We start from the raw sequence: 23295 nt of genomic DNA on the forward strand, positions 1-23295 counted from the left end.
GTTACGCGGCGATGGTCGCGGCGGCCTGCGCAAGCTGTTTGGCGTGGTCATCATTACGCATCTCAAGCTGTTGGACTTGGCGCTGGAGAGTCAGCGTGTCCTGCGCCGCCACGGCACCGCTGGGCCGGGCAGCGTCGTCGGTCGCGGAGCCGGCGTCCTGCACCATCGAATCCCGCTCGGGCATGGGCCAGAAGTCCTTCAGCGCTGATCTATTGGGCAGGTGCCGGTTTCATCTCGGGTCGGATCAGGCCGAGTGTGCCACCAAATGCCACCGCCGCGCCACGTCCAGGCCGCGTCCTGCGCCCTGCTAGCGCCCCCACTGGAACTCATAGGACAGCCCAAGCCGCTCGCCCGCCTCCCGGTCGCCGGTCTCGGCTTCCAGCTTCAGACGAGGCGTGAGGTCCACGCGGACGCCGACGCGGGAGGAGCCGGATTCGGTGCCCTGCCGCACGCCGACATAGACGCCATCGGCGACATAGCTGCCCGCCTCCAGGCTCGGCCCCGCCCGCTCTCGCGCCGCTGTGCCGCGCGCCGCGGATTCGCCGCCGCCGCCGACCGAAAGCCGGTCCAGCCCCAGCCCCTGCCGCACCCGGTCCAGCACCCCGGTCGCGCCGCCGCCGACCAGGCCGGTGGCGCCGGCGATGGCCTGGGCGATCTGTGCGATCTCGAAGGGCGAAAGCTCGCTCACCGGACGGTCGAACAGCAGGCGCGCCAGCACCTCATCCTGCGGCAATTCGGGCGTGGAGGAGAAGGTGATGACCGGCTGGCTCGGGGGGCCGCTGACATTGGCGCGCACGGTGGTGCCGCCGGTCTGGCTGGTCGCCTCGAAATCCAGGTCCGGAATCAGGCCACCCGTGAAATCCAGCCGACCGCGGCTGAAGGTCAGCCGGCGGGCCAGGATCTGGAACTCGCCGCGGATCAGGGCGAGTCCACCGGTGATATCCGGCGCGTTCAGCGTGCCGCCGATCTGCAGGTTGCCGCCGAGTTCCGCATCCAGCCCGCGGCCGCGCACGAAGACGCCGCGCGGCGCTTCCAGCCGCAGCGCGAGCGCGATGGGGGCCGAGGCGCTGGCGGAAGCGGGTTGCGCCGCCGGACGCGGCGCGGCGGCGCGGCGCGGTGCCGGCCTGCCCGGCGCGCGGCCGACTTCCGTCACCTCGCCCAGGCTGCGGACCGAACTCGGCAGTTGCTCCGGCACGCGGATATCCGCCCGCCGCAGCCGCACCACGCCGCCGAGGCGGGCACCGGTGCCGATGGCGCCGGTCAGCGCCAGCTCGGCATCCACCGTCGCCCGCACCAGGTCGGAGGACACAGGCTGCGCGCCATCCGCCCGCAGTGCCAGGTCAACCGGGATGCCGGCAGTCAGCGGGTCCACCGTGCCGGTCAGCGCGATGCGCCCCTGGCCGCCGGCCTGCCCGGTGAGGTTCACGCGCAGCCGAGGTCCTTCCGCAGACAGCGTGCCGGCGAGTTGCGACAGCGCCACGCCGAGCACGGCGTTGCGGTAGGATCCATTGGTCAGCCGTGCCTGCCCGCCCAGCACCGGCGCCGCCACCGTACCGGTGGCCCGTAACGCGACGTCCAGGCGCCCCGTCACCCGGTCCGCGCCCGCCGCCAGCAGCGGCGCGGTCAGCGCGCCAAGGTCCGCCTGGCCATCCAGGGCGCCCTCCAGCGGACCTTCCGGCCCGCGCGGCAGGTTGGCGGTCGCAGTCAGGCGGGTGGCGTTGCCGGCATTGGCGGTGGCGCGTCCGGTGATGGCGCCATCGCCGGCGCGACGCCCCTCCGCCTGGATGTCCAGCGCCGGCAGTCCGCGCGCCCAGGCGGCGGAGGAGCGCAGTTGCGTCGCGTTCAGCGTCGCGGCGATATCCGGCGCTGTGCCGGGGCCGGTGATGCGCGCCTCCGCCGTCACCCGTCCGGTCGGCGCCACATCCGGCAGCAGCGGCGCCAACCCGGCGAGGTCGGGCAACGAGAGGTTGGCCCGCAGATCGGCCCGCGCGCTGGACCAGTTTCCGGCGACGGTCAGGTTGCCGCCTCGGCCGCTGGTCAGCGCCAGTTGTTCCACCTGCACCGCGCCATCGGCGCGCAGCACCACGCGCGCCGGCGCCGTCAGGCGGATGCTCTCGCCCTGGCCACTGGCGCGCAGCGTGGCGAGGTCCAGGCGGCGGGCGCCCTCCGGCTGCTCGGTCAGGCTGCCGCGCGCCTCGATCTCGTTGCCCGCCACCAGGCCGGTGAGGGCGAAGTTGAGCGCGGCAAGGCTGCCTTCGACGGTGGCCGCGATGTTGCGGAGCTCGGTGCCGGAGGCGACCAGCCGTGGCGTGGTCAGGCGGAGATCGGCGCGCTGCTGGCCCTCCCGCCCTGCCAGCGTCGCCTCCAGTCGCAACGACCCGGCGAGCGGGGTTCCGGCGATCGCCGAGAGTGGCGCCAGGTCCGGCACCGCCAGTCGTGCGCTGCCGTCGAAGATGGTCGTCGAGGGGTCCAGCACGCCCTCCGCCTGCAAGGCGGCCGGGCCGAGTCGGGCGGTGGCGGCTTCCAGCCTGATGAGCCCATCCGGCTGCGGGCCGCCGCGCACATCGAGCGCCAGGGGCTGGCCCTGGAAGCGACCCTCGGCCTGGGCATTGACGGCCGGCGCACTGGCCGGATTGGCGATGCGGGCGGTGAGCGACAGCGCCTCCAGCACCTGGCCCGCCATTTCAAGCCGTTCGGACCGGGCATCCAGAGTGAGCGTCGGATCGGCGACCGGGCCGCTGGCAGTACCAGTCAGGCGCAGCGCGCCGGAAAGCCCCGGCGCGGCGCCCTCGACGGAGGCGAGGTCGAGCCCGAAGCGCAAGTCCAGCGTATCTCCGACACGACCTTCCGCCCGCGCCTGGATTGCCGCGCCGATCAGCGCGACCTGCTCGATCCGGTCCGGCCCGGTGGCGCGGAGCGTCAGGCGCGGCGTCGCGCCAAGCACCGCCATCAGCGGATGCTGGTCGGACCGGAAGCCGCGCGCGGCCAGCGTCGCATCGATTCGTGGCGCCGTCAGCGGGCCATCCACCGCGGCGCGCAGGTCGAGACCGTCCCACCCAACGATCCCCGGCGGCAGCAGCGCCGTGAAGGTCTCCGAACCCGCCAGCGCCGCCTCGGCCCGGAGGGCGGCGGTGCTGAAATCGGCGGCGATGCGGCCGCTGGCGGCGATCTGGCCGGCGAAGCCGGAGATGCGCAGGGCGCGAAGATCGAAGAACCCGTCCGGCATCCGCTGCGCATCGAGCGCCAGCTCCAGCGGCCCGGCCAGCGGCGCCAGCGGTCCCTCGAGCAGCCCGGAAGCATTCGCCGTACCGCGCAGATCGGCGCCCAGCCCCTGCATGTCAGGCGCCCGAAGCGTGCCTGCCACATCCAGCGCAAGGTCTTCGCCCGCCGCGGCGCGCAGGGTCAGCGCGGCCGAATCGGGCGGGCCATCCAGCGTCAGGTCCAGCGAGAGCGGCCGGTCGGGGAGCCCGAGCAGGCGCGGCAGCGGGCCGCCGGCGGCATCGCGAACCTGGATCTCGGCCGAAAGCCGGCCGGTCTCGGGCCGCAGCGCCGCCTGCAAGGCCACCGCCGTGGCGCCCTCCGGATCGCGCAGATCGAGCGACGTGGTCAGGCCGGCAGCATCCAGCAGCGCCATGCCTTCCGCCCGCAGCACAGCCGCCTGGCCCAGCACCGGCTGGCCGAGCTCGATCCGTGACACCTCCAGCCGGTCTAGCCGCAGCGCCACCGGAAGGTTGGGCAATTCGGGAAGCAGCGGCCCGCCGGGCTCCGGCGGCGGCTGGTCCGGGGCGGCGGGTGGCAGGCGGTGCAGCGCCAGGCGTTCGGCGGACAGCAGGTTGATATGCGCCTCGCGCCGGAACAGCGCGCGCGGGTCCCATTCCAGCCGGGCGTTCGCGATCTCCAGCCAGATGCCCTCGTCGTCCGCCAGCGCAATGCGGTCGATGGCCAGGCGGCCGGGCAGGGGACCGCTCAGGCCCTCCAGCGTCAGGCCCGGGACGAAGGATTCCGCCAGCCCGGCCAGCCGTGCCCGGCCGCCCTCCGTGTTGGCATAGAGCAACGCGCCGCCGACCAGCAGCGGCGGGAGCAACAGCAGCACGAGCACCAGGCCAAGCAGGACCTTCGGCCAGCGCCGCCGCTGCGGGGCGCGGGGCTCAGAAGGCTTGGCCAAGTCCGACATACAATCCGTACCCGTCGTCACCATCCTGCTTTTGCAGCGGCAAGGCGACATCAAGTCGCAGCGGCCCGATGGCCGTCGCGTAGCGCACGCCGAGCCCGGCACCGTAGCGCACTTCGTCCAGGCTCGGCGTCTCAGTCTGCCCGACCGAACCGGCATCGAGGAAGGCGACCATGCCGATGTTGCCGGTGATGCGCTGGCGCAGTTCGATCGAGCCCTCCACCAGGCTCGATCCGCCATTCGGCCGGCCCTGCGCATCGCGTGGCCCGATCGACTGGTAGGCGTAGCCGCGCACGGACCCGCCGCCGCCGGCGTAGAAGCGCTTGTCCAGCGGCACGCTGCGATCCGCGCCGACCAGGCTGCCGACGGATCCGCGCAGCGCCAGCACGGTGCCGCCGCCGCCGGTCAGGTCGAAGTAGCTGCGCAGCGTGCCCACGGTGCGGACGAAGCCACCGCCTTCCGCGATGTCGGCATAGGGCACCACGATCAGGCTGGCCCGGTAGCCGCTGCGCGGGTCGAGCGAGGCGTTCGTGGTGTCGAACCGCGCGCCCATGACGAAGCCCGCCAGGGTGAAGGGATCGAAATTGCCGTCGCGCCCGATCTGGCCTGTCTCGAAGGTCGGCCCCGCCTGCAGCACCCAGCGCTCGCCGAACGGGCGTTCCAGCAAGGCGGAGGTGGTGACGGCGTCGCGGTCGTAGGCGTCCAGCCTTTCGCGCACCGTCGCCACGTCCAGCACGAGCGTTGTGCGGCCATCGATCAGCCCTGGGCGGCGCAGATTGGCGCCAAGCCGCAGATTGGCCTCGTCAGTATCCGCGCCGAGCCGCGAGGCGACCAGTTCCAGCCGCAACAGCTCCGCATTGCCGAACAGGTTGCGCCGTTCGTAATAGAGGCTTGTGGAGGGGCCGTAATTGGTCTCGTAGGCCACCGTGGCGCCCAGCGCGTTGCGCGGCCGGTCGGAGACGGTGAAGGTCACCGGCAACTGGCTGGCCTCGTCCAGCCGGTCCCCGGCGCGGGCGCGGACGCTGTCGAAGACGCTGAGGCGCAGCAACTCCCGCCGCGTACGCTCCAGAGCCTCCGGCGCATAGGGCTCGCCCGCCAAGCGGTTGGTGATGCGCGCCAGCAGGCGCTGGCTGACGGCGGTATCGCCGGCGATTTCCGGCTGCGCGAAGCGGGCGGCGGGGCCAGGGGCGAGGGTCCAGGTGACGTCCATCGCCTGCATCTCGTGGTTCACCAGCACCTCGCGGTCCACCACGCTGGCCAGCGGGAAGCCAGCGATGCGCAGGCGGCCCAGCAGGGCCGTCTCGGCATCCAGCACGGGCCCGGCGCGGGCCGGGTCGCCGACCGCGATGCCCGGTGGATCGCCCAGCGCCCGCACCGCCTCCGCGCCCTCCGCCGTGTTGGGGCGCAGGGTGATGCGGCGGTAGCTGTAGCGCGGGCCGGCTGTCACGCGGACCTCGACAGGAACCTCGGTGCCGGGGCTGACGGTCGCGGCCAGGCGCTGCGCCAGGCCCGGCGTGTCGGCGGGCTCGCCGGCGATGCGGACGGCGATCTGCCCGGCCCAGTAGCCCTCGGCGCGCAGCACCTCGTCCAGCAGTGGCGCCTCTCCGAGTGCGCGGGAGACCAGGCCGAAGGCATCCACCAGCGCCTCGCCGGCCAGGCGCCGGAGGCGCGATGCCTCGGTGAGCGGACCGTCCAGCGCTTCCGTTCCGGTCGGCACGATGGTGGTGGTGTAGGGCAGCGTCCCCGGCGCCGGGTCGGCCTGCTGCGCCCAGGAGGAGGGCGCAAGCACCAGGGCCAGCAGCAGGAGGAAAAGTCGCAGCGTCTGTTTCACCTGACGGTAAAGTCCTGGGTGCGGGAGAAAGTTGCATCACCGGTTGCGATCTTCCGGCAGGCCCCGATCGCGCGGCAGCCATGGAGCCATTCGGCCGGATGCGCTAGTCTCATGCCATGGACACAGTCTTTGCCGAAACGCTGACGCGTTGGCGCCGCCACCTGCACGCCCATCCTGGCTTGACCCTGCACGAGGGCGTCACCGCCGCCTTCGTGGTGGAAAAACTGCGGGAGATGGGCGTCACCGAGATCGCCGAAGGCGTCGGCGGCCATGGCGTGGTGGCGACCCTGCGGCGCGGAGGCGGCAACCGCAGCGTCGGCCTGCGCGGCGACATGGACGCGCTGCCGATCCAGGAGGTGAACGCCGACCTGCCGTACGCCAGCACGGTTCCCGGCGTGATGCATGCCTGCGGCCATGATGGCCACACCACGGCGCTGCTCGGCGCGGCGCGGCTGTTGCTCGACGACAAGGGTTGGAACGGCACGGTGCATCTGGTGTTCCAGCCGGCCGAGGAGGGCGGCGGCGGCGCCCGCAGCATGATCGCGGAGGGGCTGTTCAGCCGCTTCCCGATGGACCGCATCTTTGGCTGGCATAATTGGCCCGGTCTTCCGGCCGGCACCGTCGCCGTTCATGACAAGGCCGTGATGGCGGCCGGCGCCCGCTTCGACATCACCTTCGAGGGCCACGCCGCCCACGCCGCCCTGCCGCATCTGTCGCAGGACCCGATGGTGGCCGCAGGGCACTGCATCGTGGCCCTGCAGAGCATCGTGGCCCGCAACCTGGACCCGTTGGCCGGCGGCGTCGTCAGCGTGACCATGGTGCAGGGCGGCGAGGCGCAGAACCAGATCCCGTTCCAGGTGGTGCTGAAGGGCACCGCCCGCTGGCTGGCCGATTCGGCCGGGGAGGCGATCCGCGAAGGCCTGCACCGCGTGGCGGAGGGCATTGCCGCGGCCTGCGGCGTGCGCGTCGTGGCGAACTGGCGCCAGGGCGTCGAGGTGACGGCCAATCACCCGGCCGAGCGCGACCTGGCCGCCGCCGCCGCCGGTGCCGTCGCCCCGCTGCGCCGCGACGTGCCGCCGGCGATGACCGGCGAGGATTTCTCCTGGTTCCTGAAGGAGGTGCCGGGCGCCTTCGTCTGGATCGGCAACGGCCCGGCCGAAGGCGGGTGCGAGCTGCACAACCCGCATTACGACTTCAACGACGCCGTTCTGCCGACCGCCAGCGGCTTCCTCGCGGAGGTCGCGAAGCGGGCACTGGCTGGCTAGGCCAAGACGCCCCCCAGCCACGCACCGCCCTCCGCCGCCGCGCGGCGGGCGGCGGCCACATGGTTGACCGAGCGCAGGAAGCCATGCGCGGTGCCCGGGAAGGTTGCCTGCTGCACCTCGACCCCCGCGGCGCGCAGCCGGTCGCCCATGGCGAAGTTCTCCGAACTCAGCACGTCCAGTTCGGCCACATGCAGAAGGCAGGGCGGCAAGCCCTTGAGGTCGGCCCGTAGCGGGCTGCACAGCGGGTTCAGCCGGTCGGCCGGGCGCGGCGCGTAGCAGTCCCAGTAGAAGCGCATCTTGTCGCGGGTCAGGAAGTAGCCGTCAGCGAATTCGCGGTAGGATGGCCGGTCGAGGTCGGCGTCGAACACCCCGTAGTTGAGCAACAGGCCGCGCAGCTTCAGGCCCGGGTCGGTCTCCCGCAGCAGCAGCGCGGCGCCCATTGCCAGGTTCGCCCCGGCGCTGTCGCCGCCCAGTACGATGCGGGACGGATCCAGCCCCCATTCGGCGCCCTGCCTCGCCACCCAGCGCACCACCGCCGCGCACTCCTCGAGCGCCTGCGGGAAAGGCGCCTCCGGGCTCAGCGCGTAGTCGGGGCCGACCACGGCGCAGCCGGCGCCGGCGGCGTACTCGCGCATCAGGCGGTCATGCGTGTCGATGCTGTTCCAGACCCAGCCGCCGCCATGGATGTAGACCAGCACCGGCAGGCTGCCCTTTGCCGCCTTGTGCAGCCGGCACAGCAGGCGGCGGCCACGGATCGGCAGCCAGCGATCCGCCGTCTCCGCCATGACGGGGCCGCCGACCGCCAGCGGGATGTTCGCCGCATCGGTCTGCGCCCGCGCCGCCTCCAGCGGCAGGGTCAGCGTGATGGGTGGCTGGCTGGCCGCCTGTTCCTCCATCATCGCCGAGAAGGCCATCATCTCCGGGTCCCAGCGCGGGTCTTGAGCGGGCATCGTGGTTCCTGTCGCCTGTTCTGCGCTATCGGAGGCGGTAATGCCCGGCCGGGCAAGCCCACCCGGTTGCGGCAGCCCATCCCACAGCGCATGTTGCACTGCACCATGAGCCTTTCGACCAGCCTCGCGCATCATTCGGCCCTGCGATTCCGCGAACAGGCGCTGTACCGCCCGCGCCATGTCCTGCTGCTGGCCGATCCGGCGCTGCCGGCCTCGGCGGCGCTGGCGGCCAATCTTGCGGCGGGCGGCTTTGGTGGCACGCTGACGATGCCGGGGCCGCTGGACCCGGCCGGTATTGCCACGCTGCCAGATGCCCCGGACCTCGCCATCCTGTCGCTGCTGCCGGAGGCGCTGGAGGCGGCGATGGCGGCGCTGGCCGCCCGCGGCTGCCATGCGGTGGTGGTGCCCGGGCCGGCGCGGGGGCTGGCCGGAATCTGCCAACGCACCGGCGTCCGGGCGCTCGGCCAGGGCAGCTTTGGCATCTGCGTGCCGGGCATCGGCCTCAACGCTTCGCTCTCGCACCTGGCGCCGCGCAAGGGTCGGCTGGCGCTGGTCGGGCAATCCTCCGCCCTGTCGCGCGCCGTGCTGGATTGGGCGGAGGCCGAGGCGGTCGGCTTCAGCCATGTCATCGGCATCGGCGAGAATGACGACCTCGGCTTCGCGCATGCGCTCGACTGGCTGTCCCGTGACCCCGGCACCGGCGCGATCCTTCTGGAACTGCGCCGCATCAAGAACCGCCGCATGTTCATCTCCGCCGCCCGCGCCGCGGCACGGATGCGGCCGGTGGTGGCGATCCGGGCCGGCGGCAGGCTGGCAGACCCGTCGGGCCTTGCCGATGCCGTGATGGATGCGGCGCTGCGCCGCGCCGGGGTGCTGCGCGTTGCCGGGCTGGACGACCTGCTTTCGGCGGCCGAGACGCTGGCACGCGTCAGGCTGGTGCCGGGCGGCGGCGCGGGAGACCGGATTGCGCTGGTGGCGAATTCCAGCGGCCTCGGCCTGCTCGCCGCCGATGCGGTGTTGGCGGGGGGCGGCCGACTGGCGGAACTGGCGAATGAATCCCGCCAGGCACTGGAAATTGGCCTCCGCCCTGGTTTTTCGGGCCACAACCCGCTGATCCTCGCGCCCAATTCCGGCAATGCGCTGGGCGAGGCGGCGATGATGCTGGCCGCGGCCCGGCAGGTCGACGCCGTTATCGCTCTGCATGCGCCTGTCGCCGGGGAGGATGCGGCGCCCACCGCCGCCACGCTGTCCGCCGCCGCCAAGGCGACGCGTGCCGCGCCGATCCTGGTCTGCTGGGCCGGGCAGAGCACCGCGGGCGCGCAGCGCGGCGCGCTCGCCGCCGCGGGACTTGCGGTGTTCGCGACGCCGGAAGCGGCAGTGCGGGGCGCCCTGCACCTGCTGCACGACCGCCAGAACCGCGCCGCCGCCGCCGAACTGCCTGGCCGCCAGGTGCTGGCCCTGCAACCGGACCGCGTTGCCGTCGGCGCCATCTTGGCGGCCGCGCGCGCGGAGGGCCGGCTTTCGCTGGCGGAGGACGAGGCGCTGGCGGTGCTGGCCGCCTACGGCCTGCCGGTGGTGCCGGGCCGGGTTGCGCGCGGCGTGACGGAAGCGGTTGATGCCGCCGCCAGGATCGGCTTCCCCGTGGTGCTGAAGCTGCGCAGCCCGGATATCGCCCGCAAGACGGAGATCGGCGGCGTCGCGCTCGGCCTGCGCAGCACGATCGCGGTGCGGGAGGCGGCGGAGGCGATGCTGGATCGGGCGCGGCGCGAGCGGCCTACAGCGCGCCTCGACGGATTCCTGGTGCAGCGCCAAGCCGGACGGGCGCAGGAATTGCGGATGCGGCTCGGCGATGACGCCATGTTTGGCCCCTACATCGCCTTCGGGCTCGGCGGCACCGCGGCCGACCTGCTGGGCGACGAGGGCTTCGACCTGCCGCCGCTGAACCAGGCCCTGGCGCAGGGGCTGATCGGCCGCAGCCGGGGCGCCGCGATCCTGGCCGGCTACCGCGACCATCCGGCCGTCGACCTCGATGCGGTGGCTGGGGCACTGGTGCGGCTGTCCCAGGTGGCAGTGGATTTTCCGGAGATCGAGTCGCTCGGCGTCAATCCGTTGTTTGCGGATACGGCGGGGGTGGTGGCGGTGGATGCCTCGCTGCGGCTGCGCCCCGCGGGCGAGGCGGCGCTGCTGGCCATCCCGCCCTATCCGGAGGAGTGGGTGGCGCCCTGGCAGGCAAAATCCGGGGAGACGCTGACGGTGCGCCCGATCCGCCCGGAGGATGCCGAGGCGCATGCGGAGATGTTCCGCCGGCTGGCGCCGGAGGATGTGCGCTGGCGCTTCTTCAGCCAGTTGCGGGAATTGCCGGCGGTGCAGGTCGCCCGCATGACTCAGATCGACTACGACCGGGAAATGGCCTTCGTCGCCGCGCGCCGGCGTGCGGATGGAACGGAGGAGTTGCTCGGCGTCTCCCGCCTGATCCGGGAGGCCGATGGCATCACGGGCGAATTCGCCGTGGTGGTGGACCGGGACATGAAGGGCCAGGGGCTCGGCCGCCAACTGATGCAGCGTCTGTTCGACTGGGCCGGCACCACCGGAATAAAGACCATCGTCGGCCAGATACTTGCCGATAACGCGCCGATGCTGGCCTTCATTCGCGCCCTGGGCTTCGCCACCCGGCGCAGCCCGGAGGATGAGGAGGTGGTGGAGGCGCGGCGCGAGGTATGATCAGCCGGCGACGGTGCGGATCATCTCCCGGACCCGGGCGGCCGCCTGCGCACCCTTCATTGCATCCCGCCAGGCGACTTCCGCCACCCGCTGATGCGCCGCCACCGCTTCATCCGCTGCGGTGATGGACCCGACGCCGAGGCCGCCATTCGGCGGCGTATCGGCCGGGAAGGGCGAGGACACGACATGCGCGCGTTCCCGCCCGCGCAGCACCATGAAGCCACCGGTCGGCTCGACGCCCGAGGCAAGGCCAAGCTGCACACCGATCGGCACGCTCTCCATCATTGCCGCGATGGCTTCGGCCTCGGCGCGCGCCGCCGCCAGGCAGCGCTGGCGTGTGCGTTCCGGCACGGTGAGGCCGGCGCAGACGCCTTCCTGCAGGAAGCGGCGCAGCGCGGCTTCGCCAAGGATCGCGATGATGGTGGGCCGGCGCGCCGCGTGCAGGCGCTTGCGGGCGGCGAGCAGGCCGAGCGCCTGGTCGGCGCTGGCACGGGCCTGCAGGCGTTCCGGCGCGGCATCCGCGGCTTCCGTCCAGGCCTCGCCCACCGCGCCGTCGAAGGCATCGGTCGCGGTCTGGTAGCAGAAGGCGCCGCCGACGATCAGGATCTGGTCGGCCTGTTCCTCGACCTGACGGAGGCGCTCCTGGAAAGCCAGTGGGCGTGCGAAATATTCGACGCCGATACCGAGTAGCGACAGCGGCGAAATCTTCAGGAGTTCGGCCAGCCGCCGGATCGTATCCAGCTTGATGACCTCGCCCTTCTCGTAGCGGTACAGGGCGGCACGGGAGACGCCGAGGCGGGCTGCGATTTCCTCAGCCCGGAGGCCGGATTCGAGGCGATAGGCACGCAATTGCTGCCCTATGTCCGCGAAACGCATGCAATCCCCCGTAGGTCGATCATTTCGGATACAACCGTTGTGTCAGAGAACGAATCTCAGCCACCTCGCTTGTGGACCTAAAATGCGGGACGCGGAGATGGAAAGCAACGCAAAAACACGGAAAAATTGTGGCTTGAAGAAGGCCTGCACCGCCTATGGTTGTGCGGCTGAGACATCGCCGAACTGGACCTACCCACGGTAGTAGGGTGCGTCCGGCACACCGCCCATGTCCGGATTTCAGTCCGCTCCGCACCGTATACCGCGATAACGACTCGGTGCCGGCATACCACCGCATTATTCAATAATCTTCATGCAAGGCGGAAGGCACGACGGCAAGAAGGGGAGGTGACCATGCTGACCGCGTCCCGCGCCCCACGCAGCCGGTCAACCCGCTCCCTCCGCCTTCTCGATGAGCCGCGTGTCCTCGGGTTGGGCCGGGCTGCGGATCGGCACTGTACCGCGCCAGGGGGAGCAGCGGCGTGGCGCATTCCGGCAAATCCGCATGCCGACGCCACGCCGGACGACATGGCGATTCGCGCCAGGGTCGCCCGGTAAAAGGGCCGCCCATCCGTCGCCCGCGCGGCACTCGTCGACGCGGCCGCGTTGGGCGAGACGGAAGCCTGAGCCGGCCCGTCCAGGCCCCGGTTCAGGAGTCCTGTTCAGGCGTCCGGTGCCACCTTGTGCGCCGCCATCGTCTCCAGCGCCTTGACCAACCCTGAATGGTCCCAGGCAGCGCCGCCAAGCGCGGCGCAGGCGGCCATCAGCTGCGCGGTGGACGCGGTGTTGGGCAGCGCTACGCCAAGCTCCTTGCCGGCCTGCAACGCCATGTTCAGGTCCTTCTGGTGTAGCTCGATCCGGAAGCCCGGGTTGAAGGTACGCTTGATCATGCGCTCCCCGTGCAGTTCCAGGATCCGGGAGGTGGCGAGGCCACCCATCAGCGCCTGGCGCACCTTGGCCGGATCGGCGCCAGCCTTGCTGGCGAAGACCAGCGCCTCGCCCACCGCCTCGATCGTCAGCGCCACGATGATCTGGTTGGCCACCTTGCAGGTCTGGCCGGCGCCGGTGTCGCCCACCAGGGTGATGTTCTTGCCCATCGCCTCGAACAGAGGCTTGGCGCGCTCGAACGCGGCCTCGGTGCCGCCGACCATGATGGTCAGCGTGGCCTGCTTGGCGCCGACCTCGCCGCCGGACACCGGCGCATCGAGGTAGTCGCAGCCCTTCTCGGCGACCTTGGCCGCGAAGGCCTTGGTGGCGGTCGGGCTGATCGAGGACATGTCGATCACCAGCTTGCCCGGCGACAGCCCCTCCGCCACGCCTTTCGTGGCGAACAGCGCGGCTTCCACGTCGGGGGTGTCCGGCACCATCAGGATGATGACTTCCGCCGCCTGCGCCACGGCGGCAGCGTCCGGCAGGATCGTCAGCGCCTCGCGCAGCTCGGCGGTCAGGCTGGCGCGGTCCGGCGCGCAGACGTCGTGGCCGGCGGTCTTCAGGTGCAGGGCCATGGGCTTGCCCATGATGCCGAGTCCGATGAATCCGATTTTCATCAATGTTCTCCGAGGGTCAGGTAAGCGCGGATGCTCAGTCGCGGAACGGGGCGAACCAGCCGAGCCCGGCCACGGTTTCGCCGGCCGGGCGATACTCGCAGCCGATCCAGCCGCGGAAGCCGAGTGCGTCGATGCGCTTGAAGACGAAGTCCCAGTTCACCTCTCCGGTGCCGGGTTCGTTGCGGCCGGGATTGTCGGCCACCTGCATGTGGGCAATCAGCGGCAGGTGGCGCTCGACCCGCTTGACGATGTCACCCTCGGTGATCTGGCAATGGTACAGGTCGAACTGCATGCCGACCTTCTCCGGCCCGATGGCCTCGATGATGGCGGCGGCCTGATCGGTTGTGTTCAGGAAGAACCCCGGGATGTCCCGGTGGTTGATCGGCTCGATCACCGGCTTCACGCCCGCCGGCGCCGCCTGTTCCGCCGCCCAGGCCAGGTTGGCGGCCAGCGTCGCCGTCATCGTGTCGTGCGGCACGCCGGCAGGCGCCAGGCCGGACATGACATGGATGCGCGGGCATCCGAGCGCGGCGGCGTAGTCCAGGGCCTTCAGAAAGCCTTCGCGGAATTCGGCCTGGCGGCCGGGCAGGGCGGCCTGTCCGCGCTCGCCCTTGTTCCAGTCGCCGGGTGGGCCGTTGAACAGCACCTGGGACAGGCCGTTGTCCTTCAGGCGGGTGGCGATCTCGGCGGCCGGGAACTCGTAGGGGAACAGGAACTCTACCGCCTTGAAGCCGGCCTTCGCCGCCGCGCCGAACCGGTCGAGAAAGGGGATTTCGGTGAACATCAACGAGATGTTGGCGGCGAAGCGCGGCATGGCGGACGACCCTCCCGAGGTTGCCGCCGGGTGTGCCTTGCAAGCGGGCGCCGGGCAAGCCCGACGTCTGGCCAACGGGGTGATGCTTTAGGGGGCGGCTTCGGCTAAGCCGACAGGGCCAATCCGGAAACGAGCATGAGCCAGGAGTCCCTCCGCCCCGCCCGCCTGATCGGCCTTGCGGCTCTTGTCGCGCTGGCCATCGGCTGTTTCTGGGTGATGCGGCCCTTCATCTCCGCTCTGCTCTGGGCGGTGATCCTGGCCTACACCACCTGGCCTGCCTTCCGCGTGCTGCGGGAGAAGACGGGGCTGGGGCCGGGCAGTGCCGCTCTGGTCATGGTAACGTTGGAATTCGTGCTGATCGCGCTGCCGCTGGTCTTTGCCACGCCGACGACGCGGGAGGAGATCGACGGCCTGCGCAATTCGGTGGAGGGCCTGCTGGTCACCACCTTGCCCAGCCTGGTGACCTGGCTCGGCGGCCTGCCCTATGTGGGGGAGACGGTGCGCAGCCTGACGGAAGGGCTGGACACCACCTTCGCCGGGCTGTTCGAGACCATCCGGCCTTTCGCCGGCGACATCGCCAGCAGCGCCCTGGCGGTGCTGCTGGCCCTGCTATCCGGGCTCGCGGAGCTGATCCTTGCGATCTTCCTGGCCTTTTTCTTCTACCGCGACGGCCCCGCCATGGCCGCCCATGCGGAGGCGGTGATGGAGAAGCTGGCGGGCCCGCCGACCCGGCGTCTCATCCTGCTGGCCGGCAACGTGACGCGCGGCGTGGTCTACGGCCTGCTCGGCACCGCCATCGTGCAGGGGGCGATGACGGTGTTCGGCCTGTGGGTGGCGGGCGTGCCGCAGCCGGTGCTGCTGGGGGTCGTGGCGGGCGTGCTGTCCATCCTGCCGGTTGGCGCACCGCTGGTGTGGATTCCGGCTACCATCTGGCTGTTCACCCAGGGAAGTACGGGCTGGGGCATCTTCATGCTGGTTTATGGCGCGGCCGGCATATCCTCCGTCGACAACGTCATCCGGCCCTGGCTGATCAGCCGCGGCGCCGACCTGCCGCTGCTGCTGACCTTGCTGGGCGCAATCGGCGGGGTGATCGGCTTCGGCATCCTCGGGCTGTTCCTGGGGCCGGTTCTGCTCGCCGTCGGCTTCACCCTGCTGCGGGATTGGGCAGGGGACGGCGCGGTCGCGGCGAAGCGCCTGCCGAAGGGCTGAGATGGCGCTTCCGCCGCGGGGCGGGGCGCGATATGTCCAATGGTTCATGCAGGCGAGCGCTGCGACTCGCCGCTGACATCGGGAGAGTTTCGGGATGATGCGAAGGGTGCTGATGGCGGCCGCGGCTGCGCTGCTGCTGGGCGGAGGGGTGCCGGGCGCGGCACAGGCGCAAACGGTTCGGTGGTCCGCCGCGGCGGATGCCAACACGCTGGACCCCCACAGCCAGAACATCGGCAGCGTCGCGCTGCTGCTGCAACAGGTCTACGACCCGCTGATCAGCCGCAACGCGGACCTGACCATCCGACCGGCCCTGGCGCTGTCCTGGACCGAGGTCTCCCCCACCCAATGGCGCTTCGTGCTGCGCCAGGGCGTGCGGTTCCATGAGGGCCAGGCCTTCAACGCCGACGACGTGGTGTTCTCGATCGAGCGCGCGCTGGCGCCGACCTCGAACTACGGCATCTTTGTCGATACCGTCGAGCGCGCGGTGAAGGTGGACGACTACACCGTCGACATCTTCCTGAAGCTGGCCGACCCGATCCTGCCGAACAAGCTGGCCTCGATCTACATCATGTCGAAGCCGTGGTCGGAGGCGAACAACGCCACCCGCCCGCAGAACACCCGGGCGCGGGAGGAGATGCACACCGTCCGCAACATGAACGGCACCGGCGCCTTCCGCCTGGTGTCGCGCGAGCAGGATGTGCGGACCGTGATGCGCCGCAACCCGGACTGGTTCGGCTGGCAGGAGGAAGCCAGCGCGCGGGCCAACATCCAGGAGCTGGTCTTCCGCCCCATCGCGTCCGACGCGACCCGCGTGGCGGGGCTGCTGTCCGGTGAGGTGGACTTCCTGCTCGACCCGCCGTTGCAGGATTTGAACCGGCTGCGCAATGCCCAGAACATCAAGGTGCTGGAGGGTCCGGAGGTGCGGACCATCTTCATCGCGATGGATATGTTCCGGGACGAGCTGCTGTACAGCGACGTGCGCGGGCGCAACCCGCTGAAGGATGTCCGGGTGCGGCGCGCGCTGTACCACGCCATCGACATCCAGGCGATCAACCGCACCACCATGCGCGGCTTCAGCGTGCCGACCGGCACCTTCTTCCCGCCGCAGGTGAATGGCTACACCGCGGCCGAGGATGTGCGCCTGCCGTATGACCAGGCCCGCGCGCGCGCCCTGCTGGCGGAGGCCGGCTACCCGAACGGCTTCGGCATCACGCTGGACTGCCCGAACAACCGCTATATCAACGACGAGCAGATCTGCCAGGCGATCGCCGCGATGTGGTCGCGCGTCGGTGTCCGCACCTCGGTCAAGGCGCAGCCGCTGGCGCCGTTCTTCCAGCAGATCCAGCGCGACGACACCAGCATCTACCTGCTCGGCTGGGGCGTGCCGGCGATGGATGCGCTGTATTCCTTCCAGTCGCTGCTGGCGACGCGGAACGGGGCGCAGGGCGACGGCATCTGGAACTACGGCCGCTACAGCGACCCGCGGATGGATGCGCTGATCACCCGCATGAAGACCCAGTCCGGGCCGGAGCGCACCGCCGCCATCCATGAGGCGCTGCGCATCTATCGGGAGGAGGTGCCGCACATCCCGCTGCACCACCAGATGATCCCCTGGGCCATGCGGTCCAACATCAACATCCCCCACGCGGCGAACAACCAGCCCTACTTCCGCTTTGCACGAGTCGAGTAGCGTAGGTTGACGGGCCTACCGGCGGCGCGGCATTCCCGCGCCGCCGCCTTTTGCCTCGCGGGCTTCCGGCCCGCGGCATCCTGAAGGATCATCCGGGAACGTGTTCGCCTTCATCGTCAGCCGCTTCCTGCAGGCGCTGCCCGTCATGCTGACGGTGGCCCTGCTGTCCTTCGCGATGTTCGCCTATGTCGGCGATCCGGTCGCAATCATGCTCGGGCAGGACTACACGATCGCGCAGCGCGACGCGCTGGTGGCCGACCTCGGGCTGGACCAGCCCTTCTTCGTGCAGTTCGCGAAGTTCGTGATGAATGCGGCGCAGGGCGAATTCGGGCTTTCCTACCGCCTGTCCCGCCCGGTTGCGCAGCTCATCGTCGAACGCGCGCCGGCAACGCTGGAACTGGCGCTGTGCGCGGCTTTCCTGGCCCTGGCGATCGGGGTGCCGATGGGGGTCTATACCGGGCTGTACCGCAATTCCTGGCTCAGCCGCTTCTTCCTGACCTTCAGCCTGATCGGCGTGTCCCTGCCGACCTTCCTGATCGGCATCCTGCTGATCCTGACCTTCTCCGTCTGGCTCGGCTGGCTGCCCAGCTTCGGGCGTGGCGACACGGTGCAGGTCGGCGGCTGGTCCACCGGGCTGCTGACCTGGTCGGGGCTGAAGGCGCTGATCCTGCCCTCCATCACCCTCGGCCTGTTCCAGCTGACGCTGATCATGCGCCTGGTGCGGGCGGAGATGATGGAGGTGCTGCGCACCGACTACATCAAGTTCGCCCGCGCCCGCGGCCTGCCGAACCGGGCCGTGCATTTCGGCCATGCGCTGAAGAACACGCTGGTGCCGGTCATCACCATCACCGGGTTGCAGCTCGGCGCCATCATCGCCTTCGCCATTGTGACGGAGACGGTGTTCCAGTGGCCGGGCATGGGGCTGCTGTTCATCCAGTCCGTCAGCGCCGCAGATATCCCCGTGATGTCCGCCTACCTGCTGCTGATCGCGCTGATGTTCGTCACCATCAACCTGATCGTGGACCTGCTGTACTACGCGGTTGATCCGCGCCTGCGCATCGGCCGTGGCAAGGGGGCGCACTGAGATGTCGGCAACCGCACCCGAAATCCGCCGGCCGAATGCCATCCGCAGGGCGCTGGACAGCGACCTGTGGTATTCCTTCACACGCTCGCCGGTCACCGTCGCATCCGCCATCGTGGCCCTGATCTGCGTCGGCGGCGCGGTGCTGGCGCCCTGGATCGCGCCGCACAATCCCTTCGACCTCGCATCCCTGCAACTGATGGACGCCTTCAAGCCGCCGGCCTGGGAGGCGGAGGGCGACCCGGCCTACCTGCTGGGGACGGATGACCAGGGGCGGGACGTGCTGTCGGCCATCATGTACGGCGCGCGGGTTTCGCTGCTGGTCGGATTCTTCGCGGTGCTGCTGTCGGTGTCCATCGGCATCACCGCCGGGCTCGCCGCAGGCTACATGGGCGGCATGGTGGATTCGGTGCTGATGCGCATCGCCGACATCAAGCTGACCTTCCCCACCATCCTGATCGCCCTGCTGATCGATGGCGTGGTGCGCGCCGCCCTGCCGCGGGAGGTGCATGACCAGATCGCTCTGTATGTCGTGATCTTCGCCATCGGCATTTCCAACTGGCCGTCCTTCGCCCGCACCGTGCGCGGTTCCGCCATGGTGGAGCGCAACAAGGAATACGTGCAGGCGGCGCGCGTCATCGGCCTGTCCCGGGCACGCATCATGGTGACGCATGTCCTGCCCAACGTGCTCGGCCCGGTGCTGGTCATCGCGACCCTGAACCTGGGCTTCGCCGTGCTGGCGGAGGCGACGCTGTCCTTCCTCGGCGTGGGCGTGCCGCCGACGCAGCCCTCGCTCGGCACGCTGATCCGCATCGGGAACGACTTCCTGTTCTCCGGCGAGTGGTGGATCACCATCTTCCCCGGCATCGCGCTCATCCTGCTGGTGCTGTCTGTGAACCTGCTGGGCGACTGGTTGCGTGACGCCCTGAACCCAAAGCTGCGATAATGACCGTACCGATTCTCGAAGTCCGCAACCTGCGCGTGGAGTTTCCCACGCGCCGCGGCACCCTCGTCGCCCTCGACGACGTTTCCTTCAGCATCCAGCCCGGCGAGGTGCTCGGCGTCGTCGGCGAATCCGGCGCCGGCAAGTCCATGACGGGCGCCGCCATCATCGGCCTGCTGGAACCGCCGGGCCGCATTGCCGGCGGGCAGATCCTGTTGAACGGCCGGCGCATCGACAACCTGCCCTACTCCGAACTGCGCAAGCTGCGCGGCCGCGAGATCGGCGCGATCTTCCAGGACCCGCTGACCACGCTGAACCCTCTGTATACCGTGGGCGACCAGCTGGTTGAGACGATGGTGACGCACCTGCCGCTGAACCCGGCGCAGGCGCGGGCCAAGGCGATCGAGTGGCTGGAACTGGTCGGCATCCCCGCCGCTTCGCAGCGCATCGACAGCTACCCGCACGAATTCTCCGGCGGCATGCGCCAGCGCGTGGTGATCGCGCTGGCGCTGTGCGCGGAACCGAAGCTGATCGTGGCGGACGAACCAACCACGGCGCTCGACGTCTCGATCCAGGCGCAGGTCATCGCGCTGCTGAAGGGCCTGGCACGGGACAAGGGCACCAGCATGATGCTGGTGACGCACGACATGGGCGTGATCGCGGAGACCGCCGACCGTGTCGCCGTGATGTATGCCGGCCGCATCATCGAGATCGGCGCCGTGCGAAATGTGGTGCGGCACGCCTCCCACCCTTATTCCGCCGGCCTGATGGGCTCCATCCCGCCGGTCGGACGCAGGCTTGAACGGATGCAGCAGATCGACGGCGCCATGCCGCGGCTATCGGCCATTCCGCCCGGCTGCCCCTACAATCCGCGCTGCCCCCATGTCTTCGACCGCTGCCGCGTGGAACGCCCCGAACTGATGCCGGCCAAGGAGAATCTGGCGGCCTGCTGGCTGTACGCCGAGCAGGAGGTGGCCCGTCATGCTTAAGGCAAGCTCAAGCACCCCGATGCTCGAGACCATCGACGTCGCCCGCCACTTCGACGTCTCCCGCCCCCTGGTGCAGCGGGTGATGGCGCGGGAGGGCAAGCGCACGCTTCGCGCCGTCGATGGCATCTCCTTTGCCATCGAGAAGGGCACTACCCTTTCGCTGGTTGGTGAAAGCGGTTGCGGCAAATCCACCGTGGCGCGGCTGGTGGTGGGGCTGTACGGCCCGACCCGTGGCAGCGTGATCTTCGACGGTCTGGACCTGGCGGAGGCACGCTCCGACAGCAGCCAGCGCCGCCGCATGCAGATGATCTTTCAGGACCCCTACGCCAGCCTGAACCCGCGATGGCGCGTGCGGGACATCATCGCGGAACCCATCCGCGCCTTCGGCCTGTTGAAATCGGACCCCGAGATCACGGCGCGCGTGGCGGAACTGCTCACGCAGGTCGGGCTTTCGCCGCTGGACGGCCAGAAATTTCCGCACGAATTCTCGGGCGGCCAGCGCCAGCGGATCTCCATCGCCCGCGCGCTGTCCTCCAACCCGGAGTTCCTGGTCTGTGACGAGCCGACCAGCGCGCTCGACGTCTCCGTGCAGGCACAGATCCTGAACCTGATGAAGGACCTGCAGCAGCGGCTGGGGCTGACCTACCTGTTCATCAGCCACAACCTGGCCGTGGTTCGGCAGGTCAGCGACCGGGTCGGCGTGATGTACCTCGGCCGCCTGGTGGAACTCGCCCCGGCGGAAACGCTCTTCAACACGCCGCGCCACCCCTACACGCGCGCGCTGATGGAGGCGATTCCGGACCTGGAGATGACCGGGCGCCAGCGCATCCCGGTCGGCGGCGAGGTGCCGAGCCCGATCGACCCGCCAAGCGGATGTCCATTTCATCCGCGCTGCCCGCTGGCGAACGCGCGCTGCATCGCCGAGCGGCCGGAGATGATTACGGCGCGCGGCACGCCAGAGACGCTGGTCGCTTGCCACGCGGTCGAGGAAGGCCGTGACCGCGTGGGCGAGCCGCTGATCGGCGAAGTGGCGGCTACCTGACCGGAACCACGGAGACCGCATTGTACGGCGACCCGTCGATCAGCCGCGTGCTCCAGGCCATGTAGACCACCGCGTTGCGCTCCTCGTCCACGAAGCGGTGGACGCGGGTTTCCTTGAAGAACAGGCTGGTGTTGCTTTCAAACACCACCTCGCCGCGGTCGCCGCGGCGGGCGCCGGGCTGGATTTCCACCGCGGCGGTCGCGGTGCAGTCCAGCGCAAATCGGGCTGGGTCTTCCGCCACGCCGAGCATCCCGGACAGGCCACCGGTGCGGGCCTGACTGATGTAGCAGGCGACGCCACGCACCTCCGGATCCTCGAAGCGCTCCACCACCACCCGGTGGCTGCGGGTCAGGCCGAGGTTGGTGATGGCCGTGTTCACATGGCCGATCTCCTTCGTCTCCTGCGCCCCGGCGGAAGGGATAGCGGAGGTCGTGGCCAGCAGCAGCGCGGCGAGCGTCAGGCGAAGCATCGGCAGGAATCCTTCAATCGCCGAGGGCGGTACCCTCGCGGCGGGGGTCGGCGGCGCCCAGGATACCCTGTGGCGTGATGCGGATGGCGGTAAGGCCGGAATTCATCTCGCGCACATCCACGCGATGACCACGGGCTTCCAGCACCGGCGCCAGGTTCGCGGCGGCGGTTCCGGCCTCCAACTCCACCGGCCCGGTGCCGACCACGCCGATGCGGGGCAGGGACAGCGCCTGGTCCGGGTCCAGGTCCCAGTCCAGCACCGCGACCAGGGTCTGCGCCACATGGCCGATGATGCGGGCGCCGCCAGCCGAGCCCACCAGCAGCACCGGCCGCCCACCCTCATCCAGGACGATGGTGGGTGACATGGAGGAGCGCGGCCGCTTGCCCGGCTGCACGCGGTTGGCGACGGAACGGCCCTCGACCTCCGGCACGAAGCTGAAATCCGTGAGCTGGTTGTTCAGCAGGAAGCCGCGCACGAAGACCCGGCTCGCCATCACCGCCTCCACCGTCGAGGTCATGGAGACGGCATCGCCACCGCCATCGACCACCGCGATATGGGTGGTGCCGCTGCCGTATTCATCCATCTGCGGCGCCAGCGCCGCCTCCCGCCAGCGTGGGTTGCCGGGTCGCGGCGTGGTGATGGCGCGGTCGCGGTCGACCAGTTGGGCGCGCAGCGTGAGGTAGGCGGGATCGAGCAGGCCAAGGGTCGGCACGCCGACAAAATCCTGGTCGGCGAGGAACAGGTTGCGGTCGGCGAAGGCCAAGCGCCCGGCCTCGGCCAGAAGATGCGCGGCATCGGCGCCCCGGGGGTCCAGGCCCGCCAGGCGGAAGTGCTCAAGCACGCCGAGCATCTGGCCGACCGCGACGCCGCCCGAACTCGGCGGCCCCATCCCGCAGACGCGGAAGGTGCGGTACGGGCCGCAGACGGGCGTGCGGCGCACCGGGAGGTAGTCCGCCAGGTCGGTTTCGGTCATTGCGCCTGGATTGACGTGCCCCCGCACCGCCGCGGCGATGTCGGCGGCGATGCTGCCGCGGTTCAGCGCATCGGCGCCCTGCTGCGCCACCTGCCGCAGGGTTTCGGCCAGGGCCGGGTTGCGCAGAAGGTGTCCGGCGGGCAGCGGGGTGCCGGCTGTGTCGAAGAAGTAGGCGCGCGCGCCGGGGTCGCGCCGCAACGCCTCCGCATTGCCCGCGATGGCGGCGGCGAGGCGGGGCGACACCGCGAAGCCGTCCTCCGAAAGCTGGAGGGCAGGCTGGATCAGCCGGGCCCAGGGCAGGCGGCCGTGTTCGCGATGCGCTGCCTCCAGCATACGCAGCAGGCCCGGCACACCGACGCTGCGGCCACCCTCCATCGCTTCCCGGAACGGCATCGGCGTGCCGTCCGGGCGCAGGAACAAGGCGGGGGCCGCGGCGGCCGGTGCCGTCTCCCGCCCGTCCCAAGCGGCGATCGCCTGGCTCTCGCCATCGTAGTGCAGCATCAGCGCGCCGCCGCCGAGGCCGGAGGCCTGCGGTTCCGTCAGCGTCATCAGCACGGCGGCGGTAATGGCGGCATCCAGCGCCGACCCACCTTCGCGCAGCACTTCCCGCGCCGCATGGCTGGCGTGGCTGTTGGCGGTCGCCACCATGTGGCGCTGCGCCGGCTGCGCCCAGGCCGGCGCGGCGAACAGCAGAAACAGGGCAAGCAGGCGTGCGCGCATTGGGTCC

17 protein-coding genes are annotated in these 23295 nt (G+C 70.6%); 8 read left to right on the forward strand and 9 right to left on the reverse strand.

What is annotated here, in order from left to right; all coding sequences use genetic code 11:
• Position 1: 1 nt before the first annotated feature.
• The 3 genes from ACLF3G_RS24950 to ACLF3G_RS24960 all read right to left on the reverse strand — a co-directional run bounded on the left by ACLF3G_RS24950 (position 2) and on the right by ACLF3G_RS24960 (position 6002).
• Positions 2 to 184 carry a hypothetical protein gene (locus ACLF3G_RS24950; RefSeq protein WP_430672106.1) on the reverse strand — a complete coding sequence of 61 codons (183 nt, stop codon included), beginning with the start codon at positions 182 to 184 and terminating at the stop codon, positions 2 to 4.
• 123 nt (positions 185 to 307) lie between these two features.
• Positions 308 to 4165, reverse strand: a complete 3858-nt coding sequence (locus ACLF3G_RS24955) for a translocation/assembly module TamB domain-containing protein (protein ID WP_430672107.1) — start codon at positions 4163 to 4165, stop codon at positions 308 to 310.
• Positions 4149 to 6002 carry an autotransporter assembly complex protein TamA gene (locus ACLF3G_RS24960; RefSeq protein ID WP_430672108.1) on the reverse strand — a complete coding sequence of 618 codons (1854 nt, stop codon included), beginning with the start codon at positions 6000 to 6002 and terminating at the stop codon, positions 4149 to 4151. Before ACLF3G_RS24960 ends, ACLF3G_RS24955 begins: the two co-directional genes overlap by 17 nt.
• Before the next feature lie 116 nt (positions 6003 to 6118).
• Here ACLF3G_RS24960 and ACLF3G_RS24965 point away from each other — a divergent pair, with 116 nt between their 5' ends.
• The gene (locus ACLF3G_RS24965) at positions 6119 to 7267 is read left to right on the forward strand and encodes an amidohydrolase (protein WP_430672109.1); all 1149 of its coding nucleotides are present in this window, start codon (positions 6119 to 6121) and stop codon (positions 7265 to 7267) included.
• On the opposite strand, the gene ACLF3G_RS24970 is transcribed toward ACLF3G_RS24965, so the two are convergent.
• Complete coding sequence (locus ACLF3G_RS24970) at positions 7264 to 8217, reverse strand: alpha/beta hydrolase (RefSeq protein WP_430672110.1); 954 nt, start codon at positions 8215 to 8217, stop codon at positions 7264 to 7266. The genes ACLF3G_RS24965 and ACLF3G_RS24970 overlap by 4 nt on opposite strands.
• Before the next feature lie 105 nt (positions 8218 to 8322).
• On the opposite strand from ACLF3G_RS24970, the gene ACLF3G_RS24975 reads away from it, so the two are divergent.
• A complete protein-coding gene (locus ACLF3G_RS24975) occupies positions 8323 to 10938 on the forward strand; it encodes a GNAT family N-acetyltransferase (RefSeq protein ID WP_430672111.1) in 2616 nt (871 codons plus the stop codon).
• Here the strand turns inward: ACLF3G_RS24975 and ACLF3G_RS24980 are convergent, their stop codons facing one another.
• The 3 genes from ACLF3G_RS24980 to otnI form a co-directional block, all read right to left on the reverse strand.
• The gene (locus ACLF3G_RS24980) at positions 10939 to 11814 is read right to left on the reverse strand and encodes a helix-turn-helix domain-containing protein (protein WP_430672112.1); all 876 of its coding nucleotides are present in this window, start codon (positions 11812 to 11814) and stop codon (positions 10939 to 10941) included. It lies immediately after the preceding gene.
• Between the two features lie 659 nt (positions 11815 to 12473).
• Positions 12474 to 13358 (reverse strand): 2-hydroxy-3-oxopropionate reductase, encoded by an 885-nt coding sequence (locus ACLF3G_RS24985; RefSeq protein ID WP_430672113.1) that lies wholly within the window; start codon positions 13356 to 13358, stop codon positions 12474 to 12476.
• Between the two features lie 34 nt (positions 13359 to 13392).
• Entirely contained in the window at positions 13393 to 14172 is a 780-nt protein-coding gene (otnI, locus tag ACLF3G_RS24990) for a 2-oxo-tetronate isomerase (protein ID WP_430672114.1), read from the reverse strand.
• 135 nt (positions 14173 to 14307) lie between these two features.
• On the opposite strand from otnI, the gene ACLF3G_RS24995 reads away from it, so the two are divergent.
• The 6 genes from ACLF3G_RS24995 (at position 14308) to ACLF3G_RS25020 (ending at position 21126) form a co-directional block, all read left to right on the forward strand.
• Positions 14308 to 15381 (forward strand): AI-2E family transporter, encoded by a 1074-nt coding sequence (locus ACLF3G_RS24995; RefSeq protein ID WP_430672115.1) that lies wholly within the window; start codon positions 14308 to 14310, stop codon positions 15379 to 15381.
• 94 nt (positions 15382 to 15475) lie between these two features.
• A complete protein-coding gene (locus ACLF3G_RS25000; RefSeq protein WP_430672116.1) occupies positions 15476 to 17071 on the forward strand; it encodes an ABC transporter substrate-binding protein in 1596 nt (531 codons plus the stop codon).
• Positions 17072 to 17171: 100 nt separating this feature from the next.
• On the forward strand, positions 17172 to 18155 hold the full coding sequence (locus ACLF3G_RS25005) for an ABC transporter permease (RefSeq protein WP_430672117.1): 984 nt from the start codon (positions 17172 to 17174) through the stop codon (positions 18153 to 18155).
• A 1-nt stretch (position 18156) separates the two neighbouring features.
• Positions 18157 to 19098, forward strand: coding sequence for an ABC transporter permease (locus tag ACLF3G_RS25010; RefSeq protein ID WP_430672118.1), 942 nt, complete (start codon positions 18157 to 18159; stop codon positions 19096 to 19098).
• Positions 19098 to 20084 (forward strand): ABC transporter ATP-binding protein, encoded by a 987-nt coding sequence (locus ACLF3G_RS25015; protein ID WP_430672119.1) that lies wholly within the window; start codon positions 19098 to 19100, stop codon positions 20082 to 20084. Before ACLF3G_RS25010 ends, ACLF3G_RS25015 begins: the two co-directional genes overlap by 1 nt.
• Before the next feature lie 19 nt (positions 20085 to 20103).
• Positions 20104 to 21126, forward strand: a complete 1023-nt coding sequence (locus tag ACLF3G_RS25020) for an ABC transporter ATP-binding protein (RefSeq protein WP_430672120.1) — start codon at positions 20104 to 20106, stop codon at positions 21124 to 21126.
• Here the strand turns inward: ACLF3G_RS25020 and ACLF3G_RS25025 are convergent.
• A complete protein-coding gene (locus tag ACLF3G_RS25025; RefSeq protein WP_430672121.1) occupies positions 21119 to 21595 on the reverse strand; it encodes a CreA family protein in 477 nt (158 codons plus the stop codon). The genes ACLF3G_RS25020 and ACLF3G_RS25025 overlap by 8 nt on opposite strands.
• A gap of 13 nt (positions 21596 to 21608) precedes the next feature.
• Positions 21609 to 23288: a gamma-glutamyltransferase gene (gene ggt, locus ACLF3G_RS25030; protein ID WP_430672122.1), complete on the reverse strand. Its 1680-nt coding sequence runs from the start codon at positions 23286 to 23288 to the stop codon at positions 21609 to 21611.
• Between the last annotated feature and the right edge of the window lie 7 nt (positions 23289 to 23295).

The sequence above is a fragment of the Falsiroseomonas sp. HC035 genome (assembly GCF_050563525.1).
In the GTDB taxonomy this organism is placed as follows: Bacteria; Pseudomonadota; Alphaproteobacteria; order Acetobacterales; family Acetobacteraceae; genus Falsiroseomonas.